Below are 342 nucleotides of genomic sequence, written 5' to 3'. Positions count from 1 at the left end.
ACAACAGGAAACGATTACACTCGTATTTGGGATACAAGACCCCTAGCGAAGTAGAGCAAGAATTTTATCAATTTAAAAATGTGGCATAGGTCTTAAAAAAAATGTCCGACTTTTTGTTGCAAGTCCATATTTAATAACCTCTTCAGACTTGGTCCCGGCAACAATAGCGACAATGGAACCTGCTCTGCCTTTGGCCTTTTTATTGGTTACTACCTTGTATAATTCCCCTTGGGAGAGAGCCACTTCATCTATAGACAGTCGTTTGCCGATATTTTTAGGGTACACCAACCATTTCGAGGATTGTTTAAGGGGTTCCCAATCTTTAAACTCACTTAGACAGTC

Annotated in this window: 1 pseudogene; it reads right to left on the bottom strand. The window is 40.1% G+C overall.

The features are described from left to right. Nucleotides 1-72: 72 nt before the first annotated feature. Nucleotides 73-342: pseudogene (locus tag HC176_RS18095) on the bottom strand (hypothetical protein); the annotation flags it as partial.

It is taken from the genome of Tamlana crocina (assembly GCF_012037625.1).
The sequence above is the reverse complement of the archived record's forward strand: the minus strand, read 5'-3'. Positions and strand labels throughout refer to the sequence as shown.